This is a genomic window from Streptomyces coeruleorubidus (assembly GCF_028885415.1).
GTDB lineage: Bacteria > Actinomycetota > Actinomycetes > Streptomycetales > Streptomycetaceae > Streptomyces > Streptomyces coeruleorubidus_A.
On record NZ_CP118527.1, the window covers coordinates 5915458 to 5932802 of the forward strand.

Genomic DNA, 17345 nt, shown 5'->3' on the forward strand with positions numbered 1-17345 from the left:
GGTCAACATGGATCCGGCTGCTGTAGTTTCGGCATTTCCCGGGGTGGAGGAGTTCGAGGGGATCCCTGATGCCTGGCACTGGTCCCCTGTGCCAGGCCTGGACTTCGCTGCAGCTCTTAGTGCTGATGGGCGCCATCTCTTCCAGGTGAATGCTCGCGACACGTACGACCAGGCACTGGTGGGTGCGCTTCTCCAGGCTGCACGCGAAAACAGTTCGCTGTTGCTGGAAAAAGGTGCGCTGCTGAGCACTCTCCAAGGCTTTCGTCACCCCGGGCGAGACTTCGAAGTCCTCGCGGTCGCACGGCCCGGGGTTCATCGCTACCATGAAGTTCAGCAGCCCGAGCTCCAGCAGGTCACATGGGCAGTCTTTCCCGGCTATGCATGTGAATTTGCGGACCCGAGCCGCTACTCACTCGAAGACGCACGGGAGAGTTTCATCCGGTTCCTCTCGCCGGCCAATCTCAACAGGGAACCCGTGCCGTTTCTCAGGCTTTGGTACGACAACACGGTCACTAAGGGGGGAACTGACGGCCCGGACGGAATCCTCGCAGCGGAGACCACGCTGTACCGGGAGATCAAACTACTTGAAGGCGCGCCGGGCAGTTTCGTCCGGTTCGAAAACTTCCGAGGGCGCGTTTTCCGTATCGAGTGGGACTCGGAGCGAACCTGGACTCTCGCCGAAGAGGGCAGCGGTCCGGACGCTCTCGCCATTTCTGACATGTTGTCGTTCGTGGAGCAGTCCCTGCGATGACGCAGCCCCGCCTGCGGGTCACCGTGGCCGACGACGAGGTCTGGGACGACCCATCCGACTGGCAGATCAAGCGGCTTTTCGCCGGGCTCAACGCGCGTCGGCACTTCCTCGTGCTCGAGCGACTCGACGTGCCGGAGGGCGAGTTCGGGCAGCACTACCTGCAGATCGCGCTCCGTGACGATCTGACGCTGCTGCTCGAATATCGAGACGGAAGCGCCGCCGCGCACTATCGCGCGGAAGTGAGCGTGCCGTCGGACCAGGGAGGCGCCGATCTGGTGATCCCTGTCATGCTGGAATGGGCCGCCCGCCGACCGGGCTGGCGTACGGCATTGCCCTGGGTGCGCTGGGATGCGGACCGGGAACGTGCCTGGGACGACCGGCCGTGAAGCCGCATCAGCCGGGTGTCGGAACGATCTGCGAGTGAGCGTTCGGCAAAGGTTGGGTCGGGGCTGGTCCTGGCAGACCGAAGAAGTGCTGCGCCGCGCGGGCTGGCGCCCCGGGCGTTCGGTGCCGACCGAGACCTGGGAATCGGTCCTGCGTGAACGCGGCGCCTTCGTCGGCCACGAAGCCGCGCGCCGGTTCCTCTCCGAGCTCGGCGACCTGGTGACGTACGGATGGCCCGCCGGCTCGATCACTACCTCGTCGGCCGTCCGGAGCGGGGCGTCCCTCTACCCGTGGGCCCGGCGGACGAGGGCGCCGGCTTCTTGGGTATCACCGAGGACAGGGCGCTCCACCTCGTGCGGGACCGCGCGGACTGCTGTCCACGACGACCGACCAGGCGCTGGACCGCTTGGTGGCAGTGCACAGTGCCCAGTCACTCCTCTGTGGGACTGGCGGGCCGGCGGCGTGGGATGTCGCTTTCGAGCGGGGCGCACACCATCTCGGAACAGCAGTGATCGGGTTGGCCTTCAACTGTTCGCTCGAGGAAGCGTCGCCTCGGATTGTCCGGGCGACGCAGCTGCCGGACGTCGCTCAGCGCGCGTTCGCTTTCACCGCCGCCGGTACAGCGGCACGGCTCAATGGCGCCTTGACTCCAGAGCTGTACGCCGCGCTGCGGGCGGAAGGCCCCGGCCGCAAGAGCATCGCCGTGAACGCCATCGACGACACCCTCGACCATGTGCCGTTCCGGCAGCTGCCGCAGTGGCTCAAGTGGTGGAAGATCGCGTCAAAGGTGCGGGACAAACTGGAGGCCTGGCGACTGGAGGCGACCTACGCGATCAGTGACGCCTGGAAGGCGCTGCGCCAGTGGCGCTGAGGGAGGATCTCGGCTGTCGCGGCCGAGCGGGACGCCGCACACGAGCCCGACCGTGAGAGCCCTTGTTTGACCTACGTCACCCCCGGGGTATTCTCTCCGGCTCGATTGGCGTCCGCCACACCCCGTATGGCAGACTGTCCGAGTTGCTCGGTCGAGTGTTGATGCTGCGCGCCTCCCGCCGGGAGGACCGAAAGCGAGTCCCACAGTACTCGTCGTCCCAACTGCCACACGGCAGCGCTGGGGCGGACGTACGGGAATCTTTCGGGAAGCGTCAGTGCGGCACCGGCCAGGCACCCGGTGGGCCTTCCGCCCCTGGCTCGCGGTTCCGGCAGGGCCGTGTGCAATCCCGCAGGGATGTTCGAACAAGGGACATCTGTGTCAGCGGGAGCGCGACACGCCCGACCGCGTGGGTCGGAGAACGAAGGGCATGGAACCACCGGGTTCCAGAGCGTTACGAGAGACAGGACTACTGAGTAGCCATGGCGGGACAGAAGATCCGCATCCGGCTCAAGGCCTACGACCACGAGGTCATCGACAGCTCGGCGAAGAAGATCGTCGAGACGGTGACGCGTACTGGTGCGTCGGTCGCGGGCCCGGTGCCGCTGCCCACTGAGAAGAACGTGTACTGCGTCATCAAGTCGCCGCACAAGTACAAGGACTCGCGCGAGCACTTCGAGATGCGCACGCACAAGCGCCTGATCGACATCCTCGACCCCACCCCCAAGACCGTTGACTCTCTGATGCGACTCGACCTCCCGGCCGGTGTCGACATCGAGATCAAGCTCTGAGGCCGGTGATCTGAGAGATGGCTAAGCAGATCAAGGGCATCCTGGGCGAGAAGCTCGGCATGACGCAGGTGTGGGACGCGAACAACCGCGTCGTCCCGGTCACCGTCGTCAAGGCCGGCCCCAATGTCGTCACCCAGGTCCGTACGAACGATGTCGACGGCTACGAGTCCGTCCAGATCGCTTTCGGCGAGATCGACCCGCGCAAGGTGAACAAGCCCCTCAAGGGCCACTTCGCCAAGGCCGACGTCACCCCCCGTCGCCACCTCGTCGAGATCCGCACCGCGGACGCCTCCGAGTACACGCTGGGCCAGGAGATCACCGCTGAGGTGTTCGAGGCCGGCGTGAAGGTCGACGTGACCGGCAAGAGCAAGGGCAAGGGCTTCGCCGGTGTCATGAAGCGCCACAACTTCCGTGGCCTCGGCGCCGGACACGGCACCCAGCGCAAGCACCGCTCTCCCGGTTCCATCGGTGGCTGCGCCACCCCGGGCCGTGTGTTCAAGGGCCTCCGCATGGCGGGTCGCATGGGCAACGAGCGGGTCACCACCCAGAACCTGACCGTCCACGCCGTTGACGCGGAGAAGGGTCTGCTGCTCATCAAGGGCGCGGTTCCCGGTCCGAACGGCGGCCTCGTCCTGGTCCGCACCGCGGCCAAGGGGGCCTGAGGTAATGAGCACTGTTGACATCCTTTCGCCGGCGGGCGACAAGGCCGGTTCCGTCGAGCTCCCCGCGGAGATCTTCGACGTCGAGAAGGTCAGCATTCCGCTGATCCACCAGGTCGTCGTCGCACAGCTGGCCGCTGCCCGCCAGGGCACGCACAAGACCAAGACCCGTGGCGAGGTCCGCGGCGGTGGCAAGAAGCCGTACCGCCAGAAGGGCACCGGTCGCGCCCGTCAGGGTTCGACCCGCGCGCCGCAGTTCGCCGGTGGTGGCGTCGTGCACGGTCCCGTGCCGCGCGACTACTCGCAGCGGACGCCCAAGAAGATGAAGGCTGCCGCGCTGCGTCACGCCCTCACCGACCGGGCCCGTCACAACCGCATCCACGTCGTCTCCGGCGTGGTCGAGGGCGAGACCCCCTCCACCAAGGCCGCCAAGAGCCTGTTCGGCAAGATCAGCGAGCGCAAGAACCTGCTCCTGGTCGTCGACCGCTCCGACGAGGCCGCGTGGCTGTCCGCCCGCAACCTGCCCCAGGTCCACATCCTGGAGCCGGGCCAGCTGAACACGTACGACGTTCTCGTCTCGGACGACGTGGTCTTCACCAAGGCCGCTTTCGAGTCCTTCGTCGCCGGCCCGAAGGCCAACGACACCGAAGGGAGCGAGGTCTGATGGCCATCCGTCACCCCGCTATCGCCTCGAAGGCCGCGAAGAAGGCCAAGGAGGCTCGCGTCAAGAAGGCGCGTCGCCACGCCACCGAGGGCAAGAACACCGTCGAGACCCCGCTGAGCAAGTCCTTCACGGACCCCCGTGACGTGCTGCTCAAGCCGGTCGTCTCGGAGAAGAGCTACGCGCTCCTCGACGAGGGCAAGTACACGTTCATCGTCGACCCGAGCGCCAACAAGACCCAGATCAAGCAGGCCGTTCAGGCGGTCTTCTCGGTCAAGGTCACCGGGGTCAACACGATCAACCGCCAGGGCAAGCGCAAGCGGACCCGCACGGGCTTCGGCCAGCGCGCGTCCACCAAGCGCGCGATCGTGACCCTCGCCGAGGGCGACCGTATCGACATCTTCGGCGGTCCGACCGCGTAAGCGGTCAGGATCGTCCGGAATCGGACGAGGACTGAGAAATGGGTATCCGCAAGTACAAGCCGACGACTCCTGGCCGTCGTGGTGCCAGCGTCGCCGACTTCGTCGAGGTCACGCGGTCCACGCCGGAGAAGTCGTTGGTCCGCCCCCTGCACAGCAAGGGTGGCCGTAACAACTCCGGTCGTGTGACCGTCCGCCACCAGGGTGGTGGCCACAAGCGCGCCTACCGCGTGATCGACTTCCGTCGTCACGACAAGGACGGCGTGCCGGCGAAGGTCGCGCACATCGAGTACGACCCCAACCGCACCGCGCGCATCGCGCTGCTGCACTACGCGGACGGCGAGAAGCGCTACATCCTCGCGCCGCGTGGCCTGTCGCAGGGCGACCGCGTCGAGAACGGTCCCGGGGCCGACATCAAGCCGGGCAACAACCTTGCCCTGCGCAACATCCCGGTCGGTACCACGCTGCACGCCATCGAGCTGCGTCCGGGCGGCGGTGCGAAGTTCGCCCGCTCCGCCGGCGCCTCCGTGCAGCTGCTCGCGAAGGAGGGCTCCATGGCCCACCTGCGCATGCCGTCCGGTGAGATCCGCCTGGTCGACGTCCGCTGCCGCGCCACTGTGGGCGAGGTCGGCAACGCCGAGCAGAGCAACATCAACTGGGGCAAGGCCGGTCGTAAGCGCTGGCTGGGCGTCCGCCCGACCGTGCGTGGTGTGGTCATGAACCCGGTTGACCACCCGCACGGTGGTGGTGAGGGCCGTACCTCCGGTGGTCGCCACCCGGTGTCCCCGTGGGGCAAGAAGGAAGGCCGTACTCGTTCGCCCAAGAAGGCGTCGAACAAGTACATCGTCCGCCGCCGCAAGACGAACAAGAAGCGCTAGGAGCGGGTTTAGATGCCGCGCAGTCTCAAGAAGGGGCCCTTCGTCGACGACCACCTGATCAAGAAGGTGGACGCCCAGAACGAAGCCGGCACCAAGAACGTCATCAAGACCTGGTCCCGTCGCTCCATGATCGTGCCGGCCATGCTCGGCCACACGCTCGCGGTGCACAACGGCAAGACCCACATTCCGGTGTTTGTCACCGAGTCGATGGTCGGCCACAAGCTCGGCGAGTTCTCGCCGACGCGCACCTTCCGGGGTCACGTCAAGGACGACCGGAAGTCGAAGCGCCGCTAAGCGCGGGGTGGAATGACCATGACAGACACTGGAAGGACAACCATGGAAGCCAGGGCCCAGGCGCGGTACATCCGCGTCACGCCCATGAAGGCCCGCCGAGTGGTGGACCTCATCCGTGGCCTGAACGCCACGGAGGCTCAGGCGGTCCTGCGTTTCGCCCCGCAGGCCGCGAGCGTGCCGGTCGGCAAGGTGCTGGACAGCGCCATCGCCAACGCCGCGCACAACTACGACCACACCGATGTCGACAGCCTCTACATCTCCGAGGCCTACGTCGACGAGGGCCCGACCCTGAAGCGGTTCCGTCCGCGCGCCCAGGGCCGTGCCTACCGGATCCGCAAGCGGACCAGCCACATCACCGTGGTCGTCAGCAGCAAGGAAGGAACCCGGTAATGGGCCAGAAGGTAAACCCGCACGGGTTCCGGCTCGGTGTCACGACCGACTTCAAGTCGCGTTGGTACGCCGACAAGCTGTACAAGGACTACGTCAAGGAAGACGTCGCCATCCGTCGGATGATGACGTCCGGCATGGAGCGCGCCGGCATCTCCAAGGTCGAGATCGAGCGCACCCGTGACCGTGTGCGTGTGGACATCCACACCGCGCGTCCGGGCATCGTCATCGGGCGCCGCGGCGCCGAGGCCGACCGCATCCGCGGTGACCTGGAGAAGCTGACCGGCAAGCAGGTCCAGCTGAACATCCTCGAGGTCAAGAACCCGGAGACGGACGCTCAGCTGGTGGCCCAGGCCGTCGCCGAGCAGCTGTCCTCCCGCGTCTCCTTCCGCCGTGCCATGCGCAAGAGCATGCAGTCGGCGATGAAGGCCGGCGCCAAGGGCATCAAGATCCAGTGCGGTGGCCGCCTCGGTGGCGCCGAGATGTCCCGCTCGGAGTTCTACCGTGAGGGCCGTGTGCCCCTGCACACGCTCCGCGCGAACGTGGACTACGGCTTCTTCGAGGCCAAGACGACCTTCGGCCGCATCGGTGTGAAGGTCTGGATCTACAAGGGCGACGTCAAGAACATCGCCGAGGTCCGCGCCGAGAACGCCGCTGCCCGTGCGGGTAACCGCCCGGCCCGCGGCGGTGCCGACCGCCCGGCCCGTGGTGGCCGCGGTGGCGAGCGGCGCGGTCGCAAGCCGCAGCAGGCTGCCGGCGCCGAGGCCCCCAAGGCCGAGGCTCCCGCGTCCGCCGCTCCGGCTGAGAGCACCGGAACGGAGGCCTGACCGAAATGCTGATCCCCCGTAGGGTCAAGCACCGCAAGCAGCACCACCCCAAGCGCAGTGGTATGGCCAAGGGTGGCACTGAGGTCGCGTTCGGCGAGTACGGCATCCAGGCGCTGACCCCGGCGTACGTGACGAACCGTCAGATCGAGGCCGCTCGTATCGCCATGACGCGTCACATCAAGCGTGGTGGCAAGGTCTGGATCAACATCTACCCGGACCGCCCCCTCACCAAGAAGCCGGCCGAGACCCGCATGGGTTCCGGTAAGGGCTCGCCGGAGTGGTGGGTGGCCAACGTCAAGCCCGGACGCGTGATGTTCGAGCTGTCGTACCCCAACGAGAAGATCGCGCGCGAGGCCCTGACCCGTGCGGCTCACAAGCTGCCGATGAAGTGCAAGATCGTCAAGCGCGAGGCAGGTGAAGCGTGATGTCGGCCGGTACCAAGGCGTCCGAGCTGCGCGAGCTGGGCAACGAGGAGCTCCTCAACAAGCTCCGCGAGGCCAAGGAAGAGCTGTTCAACCTCCGCTTCCAGGCGGCGACGGGCCAGCTCGAGAACCACGGTCGGCTCAAGGCCGTCCGCAAGGACATCGCGCGGATCTACACCCTGATGCGTGAGCGCGAGCTGGGCATCGAGACGGTGGAGAGCGCCTGATGAGCGAGAGCAACGTGACTGAAGAGACCAAGACGGACCGCGGTTTCCGCAAGACCCGTGAGGGTCTGGTCGTCAGCGACAAGATGGACAAGACCGTCGTCGTCGCCGTCGAGGACCGCGTCAAGCACGCGCTGTACGGCAAGGTCATCCGCCGTACGAACAAGCTCAAGGCGCACGACGAGCAGAACGCCGCCGGCGTGGGCGACCGGGTTCTCCTGATGGAGACCCGCCCGCTCTCGGCGACGAAGCGCTGGCGCGTCGTGGAGATCCTCGAGAAGGCGAAGTAATCAAGCGGGGGCTCCGCTCCCGCTGACCCCCGCCGGGGGCTCCGCCCCCCGGCCCCCGGGCCGACGGCTCGCCGTCGGCCTCGGCCGCGGCGGCCGTGCGGCCCCCGGCGGAGGTTGTCGCCTACTGAGGCTTAAGTAATTCCTTCGGGGGCTACCCCGCAGGACAGTTCCGCCAGGCTCTCCGGCTCAACCTCCGGAGGGAACCGGCAGACAACCAGGAGATAGACGTGATCCAGCAGGAGTCGCGACTGCGTGTCGCCGACAACACGGGTGCGAAGGAGATCCTCTGCATCCGTGTGCTCGGCGGCTCCGGTCGCCGCTACGCGGGTATCGGTGACGTCATCGTCGCCACCGTCAAGGACGCGATCCCCGGTGGCAACGTGAAGAAGGGTGACGTCGTCAAGGCGGTCATCGTTCGCACCGTCAAGGAGCGCCGCCGTCCGGACGGCTCGTACATCCGCTTCGACGAGAACGCCGCCGTCATTCTGAAGAACGACGGCGACCCTCGTGGCACCCGTATCTTCGGCCCGGTCGGCCGTGAGCTGCGCGAGAAGAAGTTCATGAAGATCATCTCCCTCGCGCCGGAGGTGCTGTGAGCATGAAGATCAAGAAGGGCGACCTGGTCCAGGTCATCACCGGCAAGGACAAGGGCAAGCAGGGCAAGGTCATCGCGGCCTTCCCCCGCGAGGACCGTGTCCTGGTCGAGGGTGTCAACCGGGTCAAGAAGCACACCAAGGCCGGTCCGACGGCTCGCGGTTCGCAGGCCGGCGGCATCGTCACCACCGAGGCGCCGATCCACGTCTCCAACGTCCAGCTGGTCGTGGAGAAGGACGGCAACAAGGTCGTGACCCGCGTCGGTTACCGCTTCGACGACGAAGGCAACAAGATCCGCGTTGCCAAGCGGACGGGTGAGGACATCTGATGACGACCACCACCAGCCCGCGTCTGAAGCAGAAGTACCGTGAGGAGATCACGGGCAAGCTGCGTGACGAGTTCAAGTACGAGAACGTCATGCAGATCCCCGGTCTCGTGAAGATCGTGGTCAACATGGGTGTGGGCGACGCCGCCCGCGACTCCAAGCTGATCGAGGGCGCCATCCGCGACCTCACCACGATCACCGGTCAGAAGCCGGCCGTCACCAAGGCCCGCAAGTCCATCGCGCAGTTCAAGCTGCGTGAGGGTCAGCCGATCGGTGCCCACGTCACGCTCCGTGGCGACCGCATGTGGGAGTTCCTGGACCGCACCCTGTCGCTCGCGCTGCCGCGCATCCGCGACTTCCGCGGCCTGTCCCCCAAGCAGTTCGACGGCCGTGGCAACTACACCTTCGGTCTCACGGAGCAGGTCATGTTCCACGAGATCGACCAGGACAAGATCGACCGCGTCCGGGGTATGGACATCACCGTGGTCACCACGGCGACCAACGACGCTGAGGGCCGCGCGCTCCTTCGTCACCTCGGCTTCCCCTTCAAGGAGGCGTGAGCGAGATGGCGAAGAAGGCTCTGATTGCCAAGGCTGCTCGTAAGCCCAAGTTCGGTGTGCGTGGCTACACCCGCTGCCAGCGCTGCGGCCGCCCGCACTCCGTGTACCGCAAGTTCGGCCTGTGCCGCGTGTGCCTTCGTGAGATGGCTCACCGTGGCGAGCTGCCGGGCGTGACCAAGAGCTCCTGGTAATCCCCCCAATCAGGGATTAGCAGGGCTCTCGGTAAGCATCTGGGGCGGCAGGACGTCCAGCTCGCATGCCTTAGGCTTGTGGGGTTGGGCGTCTGCCGCCGCCCTTACGACTTACTACGCCGTAGGTCCACCGCGCCGCACCCGTCCCGTCTCGGATCGGGGAGAGGGATGGCGCACCAGGAAACCCCGGCGAGAGAGGCCGAAGGCCAATTCATGACCATGACTGATCCGATCGCAGACATGCTGACGCGTCTGCGGAACGCGAACTCGGCATACCACGACACCGTGGCGATGCCGCACTCGAAGATCAAGTCGCACATCGCGGAGATCCTCCAGCAGGAGGGCTTCATCACGGGCTGGAAGGTCGAGGACGCCGAGGTCGGCAAGAACCTCGTCCTGGAGCTGAAGTTCGGCCCCAACCGTGAGCGCTCCATCGCGGGCATCAAGCGGATCTCCAAGCCCGGTCTCCGGGTGTACGCGAAGTCCACCAACCTGCCGAAGGTGCTGGGCGGCCTGGGCGTGGCCATCATCTCCACGTCCCACGGTCTCCTGACCGACAAGCAGGCGCAGAAGAAGGGCGTGGGTGGGGAAGTCCTCGCCTACGTCTGGTAGTTCGGGAACGGAGGAGAGACACAATGTCGCGTATCGGCAAGCTCCCCATCCCGGTTCCCGCCGGCGTGGACGTCACCATCGACGGCCGTACGGTCGCGGTCAAGGGCCCCAAGGGCGAACTGACCCACACCGTCATCGCGCCGATCGACATCGCCAAGGCCGAGGACGGCACCCTTCAGGTGCTCCGGCCCAACGACGAGCGGCAGAGCAAGGCCCTGCACGGCCTGTCCCGCACGCTGGTGGCGAACATGATCACCGGTGTGACCCAGGGATACGTCAAGAAGCTCGAAATCAGCGGTGTTGGTTACCGCGTCCAGGCCAAGGGCTCCAACCTGGAGTTCTCCCTGGGCTACAGCCACCCGATCCTGGTCGAGGCCCCCGAGGGCATCACCTTCAAGGTGGAGTCCCCGACCCGTTTCTCGGTCGAGGGCATCGACAAGCAGAAGGTCGGCGAGGTTGCGGCCAACATCCGCAAGCTGCGCAGGCCCGACCCGTACAAGGCCAAGGGCGTCAGGTACGAGGGCGAAGTCATCCGCCGCAAGGTCGGAAAGGCGGGTAAGTAAGCCATGGCATACGGGCAGAAGATCCTGAAGGGCGACGCCTACAAGCGCGCCGCGATCAAGCGCCGTCACACCCGGATCCGCAAGCGGATCAACGGTACGGCGGAGCGTCCCCGTCTGGTCGTGACCCGCTCCAACCGCCACATCGTGGCGCAGGTGATCGACGACCTGAAGGGCCACACCCTGGCATCGGCGTCCACCCTGGACAGCTCGATCCGCGGTGGCGAGGGCGACAAGTCCGCGCAGGCCAAGCAGGTCGGCGCCCTGGTCGCCGAGCGCGCCAAGGCCGCCGGTGTCGAGGCCGTCGTGTTCGACCGTGGTGGTAACCAGTACGCGGGGCGCATCGCCGCCCTGGCGGACGCCGCCCGCGAGGCCGGACTCAAGTTCTGAGTCCTGGTTCCGTAGCTAGCGGAGACAGAGAGAGGTAATTCCAATGGCTGGACCCCAGCGCCGCGGTGGCGGTGCCGGTGGCGGCGAGCGGCGGGACCGGAAGGGCCGTGACGGCGGCGCAGCTGCCGCCGAGAAGACCGCGTACGTTGAGCGCGTTGTCGCGATCAACCGCGTCGCCAAGGTTGTGAAGGGTGGTCGTCGCTTCAGCTTCACCGCGCTGGTCGTGGTGGGCGACGGTGACGGCACCGTGGGTGTCGGATACGGCAAGGCCAAGGAGGTGCCGGCCGCCATCGCCAAGGGCGTTGAGGAGGCCAAGAAGCACTTCTTCAAGGTCCCCCGGATCCAGGGCACCATCCCGCACCCGATCCAGGGTGAGAAGGCTGCCGGCGTCGTCCTGCTCAAGCCCGCGTCGCCCGGTACCGGTGTTATCGCCGGTGGTCCGGTGCGTGCTGTGCTCGAGTGCGCCGGTATCCACGACGTGCTGTCGAAGTCGCTCGGCTCCGACAACGCCATCAACATCGTGCACGCCACCGTGGAGGCCCTGAAGGGCCTGCAGCGTCCCGAGGAGATCGCGGCCCGCCGTGGTCTGCCCCTCGAGGACGTCGCTCCCGCGGCTCTCCTGCGTGCGCGTGCCGGGGCGGGTGCGTAATCATGGCGCAGCTCAAGATCACGCAGGTCAAGTCCTACATCGGCAGCAAGCAGAACCACCGTGACACCCTGCGCTCCCTTGGTCTCAAGGGCATCAACACGCAGGTCGTCAAGGAGGACCGCCCCGAGTTCCGCGGCATGGTGCACACCGTCCGCCACCTCGTGACGGTCGAGGAGGTCGACTGATCATGGCGGAGAACAACCCGCTCAAGATCCACAACCTCCGTCCCGCCCCGGGCGCCAAGACCGCCAAGACCCGTGTCGGTCGTGGTGAGGCGTCGAAGGGTAAGACGGCCGGTCGTGGTACCAAGGGCACGAAGGCCCGCTACCAGGTTCCGGAGAACTTCGAGGGTGGCCAGACGCCGCTCCACATGCGTCTCCCGAAGCTGAAGGGCTTCAAGAACCCGTTCAAGACCGAGTACCAGGTCGTGAACCTCGACAAGCTGGCCTCCCTCTACCCCGAGGGTGGCGAGGTCACCGTCGAGTCGCTGGTGGCCAAGGGCGCTGTTCGCAAGAACAGCCTCGTCAAGGTCCTCGGCCAGGGCGAGATCTCCGTGGCGCTGCAGGTGACGGTCGACGCCGTCTCCGGCTCCGCCAAGGAGAAGATCACCGCCGCCGGCGGTTCCGTCACCGAGCTCGTCTGAACACCACAGGCGTCTCGATGACCTGAGCGATCCCGACCGGGGATACTCCGCAAATGGGGTATCCCCGGTTGGTCGTTCCTAGGGCGGCAGTCTCGCCGGTAAGGTGGCCTGCACTGCCCTCTTTTCACAGGGTGCTTCACTTCGGGCACTCTGAGCGGCAGTTGACCGTTACCTATTCGTCGAACCTCAAGACCGTCACCCTTGACGCAGTTGCGCGGGGGTCGCAGGAGGCACCGTGCTCACCGCGTTCGCCCGGGCGTTCAAGACGCCCGACCTGCGCAAGAAGCTGCTCTTCACGCTCGGCATCATCGTGATCTACCGGGTCGGTACGCACGTCCCGATCCCGGGTGTCGACTACCGGAACGTTCAGACCTGTATCGACAATGCCCAGGCCAACCAGGGCCTCTTCGGTCTGGTCAACATGTTCAGCGGCGGCGCGCTGCTCCAGATCACGATCTTCGCGCTGGGCATCATGCCGTACATCACGGCGAGCATCATCCTGCAGCTGCTGACTGTGGTGATCCCGCGCCTGGAAGCCCTGAAGAAGGAGGGCCAGGCCGGTACGGCGAAGATCACGCAGTACACCCGTTACCTGACGGTGGCCCTCGCCATCCTCCAGGGCACCGGCCTCGTCGCCACCGCCCGCAGCGGCGCTCTGTTCCAGGGCTGCCCGGTGGCCAGCCAGATCGTCCCGGACCAGTCGATCTTCGTCACCATCACCATGGTCATCACCATGACCGCCGGTACGGCGTTCGTGATGTGGCTCGGCGAGCTCATCACCGACCGCGGCATCGGCAACGGCATGTCGATCCTGATGTTCATCTCGATCGCCGCCACCTTCCCGTCCGCCCTGTGGGCGATCAAGGAGCAGGGCTCCCTGGCCGACGGCTGGATCGAGTTCGGCACGGTCATCGCGGTCGGCCTCGTCGTGATCGGCCTGGTGGTCTTCGTCGAGCAGGCTCAGCGCCGTATTCCGGTCCAGTACGCGAAGCGCATGATCGGCCGCCGGTCCTACGGCGGTACGTCGACGTACATTCCGCTGAAGGTCAACCAGGCCGGCATCATCCCTGTGATCTTCGCCTCGTCTCTGCTCTACATCCCGGCGCTGGTCGCGCAGTTCGCCGGTGGAAACTCCGACTGGAAGATCTGGATCGAGAAGAATCTCGCGCTGCCGGACGCTCCGATGCACATCGTCCTCTACTTCCTCCTGATCATTTTCTTCGCCTTCTTCTACGTGGCCATCTCGTTCAACCCCGAGGAAGTCGCCGACAACATGAAGAAGTATGGTGGCTTCATCCCGGGCATCCGGGCTGGCCGACCGACCGCTGAGTACCTGTCGTACGTGCTCAACCGGATCACCTGGCCGGGTTCGCTGTACTTGGGACTGATCGCTCTCGTGCCAACGATGGCGTTGGCTGGTTTCGGGGCAAACCAGAACTTCCCGTTCGGCGGGACCAGCATCCTGATCATCGTGGGTGTCGGTCTCGAGACGGTGAAGCAGATCGAGAGCCAGCTCCAGCAGCGCAATTACGAAGGGTTCCTCCGCTGATGCGTATCGTCCTCGTCGGGCCGCCGGGTGCCGGTAAGGGAACGCAGGCCGCGTTCCTCGCTCAGAACCTGTCGATCCCGCACATCTCCACGGGCGACCTGTTCCGGGCCAACATCAGCCAGCAGACGGAACTCGGCAAACTGGCGAAGTCCTACATGGACGCGGGCAATCTCGTGCCCGACGAGGTCACCATCGCGATGGCCAAGGACCGGATGGAGCAGCCGGACGCCGAGAACGGCTTCCTGCTGGACGGCTTCCCCCGCAACGTCTCCCAGGCCGAGGCGCTCGACGAGCTGCTCGAGACCGAGAGCATGCAGCTCGACGCGGTGCTGGACCTGGAGGTCCCCGAGGACGAGGTGGTCAAGCGGATCGCCGGCCGTCGCGTCTGCCGCAACGAGTCGGCGCACGTCTTCCACGTGACGTACAAGCCGCCGGCCAAGGAGGGCGTCTGCGACGTCTGCGGCGGCGAGCTCTACCAGCGGGACGACGACTCCGAGGAGACCGTCCGCAAGCGGCTGGAGGTCTACCACACGCAGACCGAGCCGATCATCGACTACTACAAGGCGCAGGGCCTGGTGGTCACGATCTCGGCGCTCGGCAAGGTGGAGGACGTCACGACGCGCGCCATGGAGGCGCTCAAGCGTGACGAGGACGACAAGTAGTCGTTCCTGCGCAGCCACGGCCGCGGTTCCCCCCCGGGGGAGCCGCGGCTGCTGTGTGGGCGGGGTCCTCGCGCGGCCCCGTATCGTTGAAGGCGTTCATGTCTCCGAAGGTCCAGAAAGGCCGTAGCCCCCATGGTGCAGATCAAGACCCCCGAGCAGATCGCCAAGATGCGTGAGGCGGGGCTGGTCGTCGCGGCCATCCACGCGGCGACCCGCGAAGCCGCCGTGCCGGGGGCCACGACGAAGGATCTGGACCAGGTCGCCCGCAAGGTGCTCGCCGAGCACAACGCCAAGCCGAACTTCCTCGGGTACGGCGGCTTCCCGGCGACGATCTGCACGTCCGTGAACGAGGTCGTCGTGCACGGCATCCCCTCCGACGACGTCGTCCTCAAGGACGGGGACGTGATCTCCATCGACTGCGGCGCGATCATCGACGGCTGGCACGGCGACGCCGCGTACACGGCCTTCGTGGGCTCCGGTCACGCTCCGGAGCTGGTCGAGCTCTCCCGGGTGACCGAGGAGTCGATGTGGGCCGGCATCGCGGCCATGAAGCAGGGGAATCGTCTGGTCGACGTCTCCCGTGCCATCGAGACCTACATCCGCCGGCAGCCGAAGCCCGGCGGTGGTCGCTACGGGATCATCGAGGACTACGGCGGCCACGGCATCGGCACCGAGATGCACATGGACCCGCACCTGCTGAACTACGTCGACCGCCGGCGCGGCAAGGGCCCGAAGCTGGTGCCGGGCTTCTGCCTCGCGATCGAGCCCATGGTGTCCCTCGGCACGCCGAAGACCGAGGTCCTCCAGGACGACTGGACGGTCGTCACCACGGACGGCACGTGGTCGTCCCACTGGGAGCACTCGGTGGCGCTGACGGAGGAGGGGCCATTGGTGCTGACGTCTCCCGACGGGGGGAAGGCGAAGCTGGCGGAGCTGGGGATCGTTGCCGCGCCTGATCCGCTGGGCTGAGCGCCTTCCGGGGAGGGATGCGCTGACGTTCGGCGGCTGCGGGCGCGTCGGGGCCGGTCGCGCAGTTCCCCGAGCCCCTTTCGGGGCGCTTAATGATCTGTCGACCGGGGCAGACTTCCTCGATTCGTGTTTCCGAGAGCCCTGACGTAGACTGACTCGTCGGCTCTTGTGCATCCGCATGTCTGCATGCGCTCGCACTGAGTCGATCAAGGTAGTCGATTCGAAGGGCGAAGCGTGGCCAAGAAGCAAGGTGCCATCGAGATCGAGGGCACTGTCGTCGAGTCTCTTCCGAACGCCATGTTCAAGGTCGAGCTCCAGAACGGCCACCAGGTCCTGGCACACATCAGCGGCAAGATGCGCATGCACTACATCCGCATCCTCCCTGACGACCGGGTCGTGGTGGAGCTGTCTCCGTACGACCTGACGCGTGGCCGGATCGTCTACCGCTACAAGTAGATCTTGCCCGCGCCCCGGCTTCCGGGGTGGTGGCACTGACCCGGAGAACCTCACCCATGAAGGTCAAGCCGAGCGTCAAGAAGATCTGCGACAAGTGCAGGGTGATCCGCCGTCACGGCCGGGTCATGGTCATCTGCGACAACCCGCGCCACAAGCAGCGCCAGGGCTGACGCACGACCGCACCTCTGCATACGCAGAACTTCGCGCGACGCAAGCTGAATATGTTCATACGCAGGACCCAGACCTCCGGGTCTGACACCCCCGGTCGGAGGCCGGGGACCCAGTTCGTACCTCGTACGGCGGCTGGGAGTCGGTTCTGTGGAAGACCTCCGTCAAGTAACTGGAGCCATTGAATGGCACGCGTTTCCGGTGTTGACATCCCGCGCGAAAAGCGCGTGGAGATCGCCCTCACCTATGTGTTCGGCATCGGCCGGACCCTCTCGCAGCAGACGCTGGCCGCCACCGGCGTCGACCCGAACACCCGCGTTCGCGACCTCTCCGAGGAGCAGCTCGTCGCGATCCGCGAGTACGTCGACAACAACATCAAGACCGAGGGTGACCTCCGTCGCGAGATCCAGGCCGACATCCGCCGCAAGGTCGAGATCGGTACCTACCAGGGTCTGCGTCACCGCCGCGGTCTGCCCGTCCGCGGTCAGCGCACCAGCACGAACGCTCGTACCCGCAAGGGCCCGCGTCGCGCCATCGCCGGCAAGAAGAAGCCGGGCAAGAAGTAGTCCGCAGCGGACTCGCCGTCCAGCGGTCTTCGCTGTAGGACCGACCACCTCCCGTAGGAGTTATAGATGCCCCCCAAGGGTCGTCAGGGCGCTGCCAAGAAGGTGCGCCGCAAGGAAAAGAAGAACGTCGCTCACGGCCACGCGCACATCAAGAGCACGTTCAACAACACGATCGTCTCGATCACGGACCCGTCCGGCAACGTGATCTCCTGGGCCTCCGCCGGCCACGTCGGCTTCAAGGGTTCCCGGAAGTCCACGCCGTTCGCCGCGCAGATGGCCGCCGAGTCGGCTGCCCGCCGCGCCCAGGAGCACGGCATGCGCAAGGTCGACGTGTTCGTGAAGGGCCCGGGTTCCGGTCGTGAGACCGCGATCCGCTCCCTGCAGGCCACGGGCCTCGAGGTCGGCTCCATCCAGGACGTCACCCCGACCCCGCACAACGGTTGCCGTCCGCCGAAGCGCCGTCGCGTCTGACGTTTCGGTCCACGGGCAGCGGTTTTCGGGCGGTACGGCTCTGTAAGGGCCGTATCGCCCGTACCCTTGCAGTACCCGTCCCTTTTCGTCGGGGACGGTTCAAGTCGGGCGTCATATAGCGGGCG

At 66.2% G+C, this 17345-nt stretch carries 31 protein-coding genes and 1 pseudogene; all 32 read left to right on the forward strand.

Going from position 1 to position 17345, the window contains the following annotated elements; all coding sequences use genetic code 11:
- Window positions 1-7 precede the first annotated feature (7 nt).
- Window positions 8-751 (forward strand): hypothetical protein, encoded by a 744-nt coding sequence (locus tag PV963_RS27630; protein WP_274818466.1) that lies wholly within the window; start codon window positions 8-10, stop codon window positions 749-751.
- On the forward strand, window positions 748-1137 hold the full coding sequence (locus PV963_RS27635; RefSeq protein WP_274818467.1) for a hypothetical protein: 390 nt from the start codon (window positions 748-750) through the stop codon (window positions 1135-1137). The genes PV963_RS27630 and PV963_RS27635 overlap by 4 nt, the downstream gene beginning before the upstream one ends.
- Window positions 1100-1297 (forward strand): annotated as a pseudogene (locus PV963_RS27640) (hypothetical protein); the annotation flags it as partial. The gene PV963_RS27635 and the pseudogene PV963_RS27640, both read left to right, overlap by 38 nt.
- 481 nt (window positions 1298-1778) lie before the next feature.
- Window positions 1779-2006: a hypothetical protein gene (locus PV963_RS27645; protein WP_274822317.1), complete on the forward strand. Its 228-nt coding sequence runs from the start codon at window positions 1779-1781 to the stop codon at window positions 2004-2006.
- A 479-nt stretch (window positions 2007-2485) separates the two neighbouring features.
- The gene (gene rpsJ, locus PV963_RS27650) at window positions 2486-2794 is read left to right on the forward strand and encodes a 30S ribosomal protein S10 (RefSeq protein WP_003948644.1); all 309 of its coding nucleotides are present in this window, start codon (window positions 2486-2488) and stop codon (window positions 2792-2794) included.
- Between the two features lie 17 nt (window positions 2795-2811).
- The gene (rplC, locus tag PV963_RS27655) at window positions 2812-3456 is read left to right on the forward strand and encodes a 50S ribosomal protein L3 (RefSeq protein WP_010036739.1); all 645 of its coding nucleotides are present in this window, start codon (window positions 2812-2814) and stop codon (window positions 3454-3456) included.
- 4 nt (window positions 3457-3460) lie between these two features.
- Entirely contained in the window at window positions 3461-4117 is a 657-nt protein-coding gene (gene rplD, locus PV963_RS27660) for a 50S ribosomal protein L4 (RefSeq protein ID WP_059424831.1), read from the forward strand.
- A complete protein-coding gene (rplW, locus tag PV963_RS27665) occupies window positions 4117-4536 on the forward strand; it encodes a 50S ribosomal protein L23 (protein ID WP_020272643.1) in 420 nt (139 codons plus the stop codon). The genes rplD and rplW overlap by 1 nt, the downstream gene beginning before the upstream one ends.
- 38 nt (window positions 4537-4574) lie before the next feature.
- Window positions 4575-5411 (forward strand): 50S ribosomal protein L2, encoded by an 837-nt coding sequence (gene rplB / locus PV963_RS27670; RefSeq protein WP_006140909.1) that lies wholly within the window; start codon window positions 4575-4577, stop codon window positions 5409-5411.
- 12 nt (window positions 5412-5423) lie between these two features.
- Complete coding sequence (rpsS, locus tag PV963_RS27675) at window positions 5424-5705, forward strand: 30S ribosomal protein S19 (RefSeq protein WP_003992359.1); 282 nt, start codon at window positions 5424-5426, stop codon at window positions 5703-5705.
- Between the two features lie 42 nt (window positions 5706-5747).
- The gene (gene rplV / locus PV963_RS27680; protein WP_010036727.1) at window positions 5748-6095 is read left to right on the forward strand and encodes a 50S ribosomal protein L22; all 348 of its coding nucleotides are present in this window, start codon (window positions 5748-5750) and stop codon (window positions 6093-6095) included.
- Window positions 6095-6919 (forward strand): 30S ribosomal protein S3, encoded by an 825-nt coding sequence (gene rpsC / locus PV963_RS27685; RefSeq protein ID WP_086560684.1) that lies wholly within the window; start codon window positions 6095-6097, stop codon window positions 6917-6919. Before rplV ends, rpsC begins: the two co-directional genes overlap by 1 nt.
- Before the next feature lie 5 nt (window positions 6920-6924).
- Complete coding sequence (rplP, locus tag PV963_RS27690) at window positions 6925-7344, forward strand: 50S ribosomal protein L16 (protein ID WP_086601013.1); 420 nt, start codon at window positions 6925-6927, stop codon at window positions 7342-7344.
- Complete coding sequence (gene rpmC / locus PV963_RS27695; RefSeq protein WP_010036720.1) at window positions 7344-7568, forward strand: 50S ribosomal protein L29; 225 nt, start codon at window positions 7344-7346, stop codon at window positions 7566-7568. Before rplP ends, rpmC begins: the two co-directional genes overlap by 1 nt.
- Window positions 7568-7855 carry a 30S ribosomal protein S17 gene (rpsQ, locus tag PV963_RS27700; RefSeq protein WP_010036717.1) on the forward strand — a complete coding sequence of 96 codons (288 nt, stop codon included), beginning with the start codon at window positions 7568-7570 and terminating at the stop codon, window positions 7853-7855. The genes rpmC and rpsQ overlap by 1 nt, the downstream gene beginning before the upstream one ends.
- Before the next feature lie 227 nt (window positions 7856-8082).
- Window positions 8083-8451 (forward strand): 50S ribosomal protein L14, encoded by a 369-nt coding sequence (gene rplN, locus PV963_RS27705; RefSeq protein WP_003998823.1) that lies wholly within the window; start codon window positions 8083-8085, stop codon window positions 8449-8451.
- Window positions 8452-8453: 2 nt separating this feature from the next.
- Complete coding sequence (gene rplX / locus PV963_RS27710) at window positions 8454-8777, forward strand: 50S ribosomal protein L24 (RefSeq protein ID WP_003992365.1); 324 nt, start codon at window positions 8454-8456, stop codon at window positions 8775-8777.
- On the forward strand, window positions 8777-9334 hold the full coding sequence (gene rplE, locus PV963_RS27715) for a 50S ribosomal protein L5 (RefSeq protein ID WP_086842632.1): 558 nt from the start codon (window positions 8777-8779) through the stop codon (window positions 9332-9334). The genes rplX and rplE overlap by 1 nt, the downstream gene beginning before the upstream one ends.
- A 5-nt stretch (window positions 9335-9339) precedes the next feature.
- Complete coding sequence (locus PV963_RS27720) at window positions 9340-9525, forward strand: type Z 30S ribosomal protein S14 (protein WP_003948630.1); 186 nt, start codon at window positions 9340-9342, stop codon at window positions 9523-9525.
- 213 nt (window positions 9526-9738) lie between these two features.
- Window positions 9739-10137, forward strand: a complete 399-nt coding sequence (gene rpsH, locus PV963_RS27725; RefSeq protein ID WP_086601011.1) for a 30S ribosomal protein S8 — start codon at window positions 9739-9741, stop codon at window positions 10135-10137.
- A 23-nt stretch (window positions 10138-10160) separates the two neighbouring features.
- A complete protein-coding gene (gene rplF, locus PV963_RS27730) occupies window positions 10161-10700 on the forward strand; it encodes a 50S ribosomal protein L6 (RefSeq protein ID WP_274818480.1) in 540 nt (179 codons plus the stop codon).
- Between the two features lie 3 nt (window positions 10701-10703).
- Window positions 10704-11087 (forward strand): 50S ribosomal protein L18, encoded by a 384-nt coding sequence (rplR, locus tag PV963_RS27735; RefSeq protein ID WP_274818482.1) that lies wholly within the window; start codon window positions 10704-10706, stop codon window positions 11085-11087.
- 43 nt (window positions 11088-11130) lie between these two features.
- A complete protein-coding gene (gene rpsE / locus PV963_RS27740) occupies window positions 11131-11736 on the forward strand; it encodes a 30S ribosomal protein S5 (protein ID WP_009190144.1) in 606 nt (201 codons plus the stop codon).
- 2 nt (window positions 11737-11738) lie between these two features.
- The gene (gene rpmD, locus PV963_RS27745; protein ID WP_003974250.1) at window positions 11739-11921 is read left to right on the forward strand and encodes a 50S ribosomal protein L30; all 183 of its coding nucleotides are present in this window, start codon (window positions 11739-11741) and stop codon (window positions 11919-11921) included.
- 2 nt (window positions 11922-11923) lie between these two features.
- On the forward strand, window positions 11924-12379 hold the full coding sequence (gene rplO / locus PV963_RS27750) for a 50S ribosomal protein L15 (RefSeq protein WP_274818486.1): 456 nt from the start codon (window positions 11924-11926) through the stop codon (window positions 12377-12379).
- A gap of 235 nt (window positions 12380-12614) precedes the next feature.
- Window positions 12615-13928 (forward strand): preprotein translocase subunit SecY, encoded by a 1314-nt coding sequence (gene secY / locus PV963_RS27755; protein WP_274818488.1) that lies wholly within the window; start codon window positions 12615-12617, stop codon window positions 13926-13928.
- Window positions 13928-14590: an adenylate kinase gene (locus PV963_RS27760; RefSeq protein ID WP_274818490.1), complete on the forward strand. Its 663-nt coding sequence runs from the start codon at window positions 13928-13930 to the stop codon at window positions 14588-14590. Before secY ends, PV963_RS27760 begins: the two co-directional genes overlap by 1 nt.
- A 132-nt stretch (window positions 14591-14722) precedes the next feature.
- On the forward strand, window positions 14723-15559 hold the full coding sequence (gene map / locus PV963_RS27765) for a type I methionyl aminopeptidase (protein ID WP_184987153.1): 837 nt from the start codon (window positions 14723-14725) through the stop codon (window positions 15557-15559).
- A 234-nt stretch (window positions 15560-15793) separates the two neighbouring features.
- Entirely contained in the window at window positions 15794-16015 is a 222-nt protein-coding gene (gene infA / locus PV963_RS27770; RefSeq protein WP_003948620.1) for a translation initiation factor IF-1, read from the forward strand.
- 56 nt (window positions 16016-16071) lie between these two features.
- Window positions 16072-16185, forward strand: a complete 114-nt coding sequence (gene rpmJ, locus PV963_RS27775) for a 50S ribosomal protein L36 (RefSeq protein ID WP_003974245.1) — start codon at window positions 16072-16074, stop codon at window positions 16183-16185.
- Between the two features lie 183 nt (window positions 16186-16368).
- Entirely contained in the window at window positions 16369-16749 is a 381-nt protein-coding gene (gene rpsM / locus PV963_RS27780) for a 30S ribosomal protein S13 (protein WP_004984507.1), read from the forward strand.
- Window positions 16750-16815: 66 nt separating this feature from the next.
- Entirely contained in the window at window positions 16816-17220 is a 405-nt protein-coding gene (gene rpsK, locus PV963_RS27785; protein WP_003956432.1) for a 30S ribosomal protein S11, read from the forward strand.
- Window positions 17221-17345 lie beyond the last annotated feature (125 nt).

Coding starts and splice junctions, on each gene's coding strand:
- PV963_RS27630 (WP_274818466.1), top strand. CDS start 8: ATGGATCCGGCTGCTGTAGTTTCGGCATTTCCCGGGGTGGAGGAGTTC.
- PV963_RS27635 (WP_274818467.1), top strand. CDS start 748: ATGACGCAGCCCCGCCTGCGGGTCACCGTGGCCGACGACGAGGTCTGG.
- rpsJ (WP_003948644.1), top strand. CDS start 2,486: ATGGCGGGACAGAAGATCCGCATCCGGCTCAAGGCCTACGACCACGAG.
- rplC (WP_010036739.1), top strand. CDS start 2,812: ATGGCTAAGCAGATCAAGGGCATCCTGGGCGAGAAGCTCGGCATGACG.
- rplD (WP_059424831.1), top strand. CDS start 3,461: ATGAGCACTGTTGACATCCTTTCGCCGGCGGGCGACAAGGCCGGTTCC.
- rplW (WP_020272643.1), top strand. CDS start 4,117: ATGGCCATCCGTCACCCCGCTATCGCCTCGAAGGCCGCGAAGAAGGCC.
- rplB (WP_006140909.1), top strand. CDS start 4,575: ATGGGTATCCGCAAGTACAAGCCGACGACTCCTGGCCGTCGTGGTGCC.
- rpsS (WP_003992359.1), top strand. CDS start 5,424: ATGCCGCGCAGTCTCAAGAAGGGGCCCTTCGTCGACGACCACCTGATC.
- rplV (WP_010036727.1), top strand. CDS start 5,748: ATGGAAGCCAGGGCCCAGGCGCGGTACATCCGCGTCACGCCCATGAAG.
- rpsC (WP_086560684.1), top strand. CDS start 6,095: ATGGGCCAGAAGGTAAACCCGCACGGGTTCCGGCTCGGTGTCACGACC.
- rplP (WP_086601013.1), top strand. CDS start 6,925: ATGCTGATCCCCCGTAGGGTCAAGCACCGCAAGCAGCACCACCCCAAG.
- rpmC (WP_010036720.1), top strand. CDS start 7,344: ATGTCGGCCGGTACCAAGGCGTCCGAGCTGCGCGAGCTGGGCAACGAG.
- rpsQ (WP_010036717.1), top strand. CDS start 7,568: ATGAGCGAGAGCAACGTGACTGAAGAGACCAAGACGGACCGCGGTTTC.
- rplX (WP_003992365.1), top strand. CDS start 8,454: ATGAAGATCAAGAAGGGCGACCTGGTCCAGGTCATCACCGGCAAGGAC.
- rplE (WP_086842632.1), top strand. CDS start 8,777: ATGACGACCACCACCAGCCCGCGTCTGAAGCAGAAGTACCGTGAGGAG.
- PV963_RS27720 (WP_003948630.1), top strand. CDS start 9,340: ATGGCGAAGAAGGCTCTGATTGCCAAGGCTGCTCGTAAGCCCAAGTTC.
- rpsH (WP_086601011.1), top strand. CDS start 9,739: ATGACCATGACTGATCCGATCGCAGACATGCTGACGCGTCTGCGGAAC.
- rplF (WP_274818480.1), top strand. CDS start 10,161: ATGTCGCGTATCGGCAAGCTCCCCATCCCGGTTCCCGCCGGCGTGGAC.
- rplR (WP_274818482.1), top strand. CDS start 10,704: ATGGCATACGGGCAGAAGATCCTGAAGGGCGACGCCTACAAGCGCGCC.
- rpsE (WP_009190144.1), top strand. CDS start 11,131: ATGGCTGGACCCCAGCGCCGCGGTGGCGGTGCCGGTGGCGGCGAGCGG.
- rpmD (WP_003974250.1), top strand. CDS start 11,739: ATGGCGCAGCTCAAGATCACGCAGGTCAAGTCCTACATCGGCAGCAAG.
- rplO (WP_274818486.1), top strand. CDS start 11,924: ATGGCGGAGAACAACCCGCTCAAGATCCACAACCTCCGTCCCGCCCCG.
- PV963_RS27760 (WP_274818490.1), top strand. CDS start 13,928: ATGCGTATCGTCCTCGTCGGGCCGCCGGGTGCCGGTAAGGGAACGCAG.
- map (WP_184987153.1), top strand. CDS start 14,723: ATGGTGCAGATCAAGACCCCCGAGCAGATCGCCAAGATGCGTGAGGCG.
- rpmJ (WP_003974245.1), top strand. CDS start 16,072: ATGAAGGTCAAGCCGAGCGTCAAGAAGATCTGCGACAAGTGCAGGGTG.
- rpsM (WP_004984507.1), top strand. CDS start 16,369: ATGGCACGCGTTTCCGGTGTTGACATCCCGCGCGAAAAGCGCGTGGAG.
- rpsK (WP_003956432.1), top strand. CDS start 16,816: ATGCCCCCCAAGGGTCGTCAGGGCGCTGCCAAGAAGGTGCGCCGCAAG.